1 protein-coding gene is annotated in these 1,639 nt (G+C 64.1%); it reads left to right on the top strand.

Translation table 11 applies throughout. The annotated features are described in order from the left end of the window. Positions 1-1,639 (top strand): hypothetical protein (locus tag M9H71_RS25030; RefSeq protein WP_455407564.1); only part of this gene is annotated, 1,639 nt, incomplete at both ends.

Genomic DNA, 1,639 nt, shown 5'->3' with positions numbered 1-1,639 from the left:
CCGCCCAAGCACGGCTTCCCTAAGGGACGCTTCGTCAAGGTCGGACCGCAGGAGCGCATCGCCGAAGTCATCAACGCGCTGGCGGTCACGCAGGCCGCTCGCGACACCGCACTGACGCTGCAGCTCGCGCTCGTGCTGCAAGAGATGGCCGGCCTGCGCAACGACATGGCGGCACTCGCGCGCCTGATCAAAGCCGGCGTCTCGCCCGAAACCTTCCGCGCAACGCAGGGGGAAATCGCCAAGATCAAGCAGGTGCTGCTGATCCCCGACACCGGCTCGCCGTTCTCGGCTGACAACTTCCTCGACGAGAGCGAGAGCGACACCGGCAATGTCGACTACAAGGCCCGCGTGCTCGAAGGCATCCGCTTTCCCGCCGCCAACCAGGACAAGCGGCCGCTCGCGCTCTACAACCCGAACGACGGCAATCTGATGCACGCGTCGAGCGGCCTGATCTGCCCGAAATACACCGTGGTGGAAGGCATCAAGTTGGTCGATCGCGCCGGCTCGCTCCCGCTCGGCGGCACCGTTTATCAGACGCTCGAATTGACCCAGATGCTGATGAGCCGTCAGGAGACGGCCTACGGCGATTACTTCAACGTGTGCGAAAACTCGGAGTTTTGGAAGAGCGGCCAATACGACCCGGCCAAGGGCATCCTGCGGATCGGCACCGAGACCTACGAAATCGGCGGCACGGTCGGCAACTACAACTGGACGGGGCACGAGATCAAGCGGGCCCGGAAGTTCTGGACCACCACCGTCAAGGAGCCCTACGACGTCTACGCACCCGTCGCGCACACCATTCAGGGGGTGATCAAGGCGCAGACCTGGCTGCAGTCGCAGGATCGCTGGTCTCCAGGCATGCGGCTTTATCTCGACAGCTGGTCGGCCGGCGCCGAAATCACCGTCACGTGCGTCGAATGTGGCGAAGATGGACGGCCGCTGAAGGGCCGGATGCTCGCCAAGACCACGCTGGCTGCAGACCAGTTCAAGCGCTGGCCCGAGGCGACGCGGTTTCCGTTCGCGGTCCCGAGCTTCCGACAGTCCGGCAAGCAATACGCCTATCTGATCGCCACCACGGGCGACGTCACAGCCGTCTATGCGGAGGGGCAGAAGTTCCTGTCCGGCAATCTGCTGGAGAGCACCGACGGCGGCAGCTTCTTCGTCGGCGATCTCACCCGCGACCTCTGCCACGTCACCGAGTATTGCAGCTTCGACCTCACCTCGCTGACAGTGCTGCTGCAGGGCATCAATCTCGACGGTGGCATTCACAACATCCGCATCCGCAACGCCGAAGTGGTGCCGGAAAATTCGTCGCGAACCTTTCAGCTCCAGGTCGGCGGCAGCTGGCGGACGATCGAGGAACCTGCCGGCGACGACACACTGTTCGGCTCGGGCGTGACGCCGTACTACGACTTCCGGGTGCAGTTGACCGGAAATCAATGGTCGATGCCGATCCTCGACATGGGCGCCTCCGAGGTCGAGCTGTTCCGCGCCGACGATGATTTCCGCCATATCTCGGAAGCGCTGGTGTTCGGCACCTCGCTCGAGACGATCGTGATCGGAACGGTGGTGGGGGCCTGGGACGACGCCCGCCATACCATGGCGGTCCGGCTCGCTTATGGGGCCGGCTTCGCCAGCC

This window comes from Rhodopseudomonas parapalustris (assembly GCF_053772255.1).
Note: the sequence above shows the minus strand (reverse complement) of the source record. Positions and strands in the feature narration are given on the sequence as shown.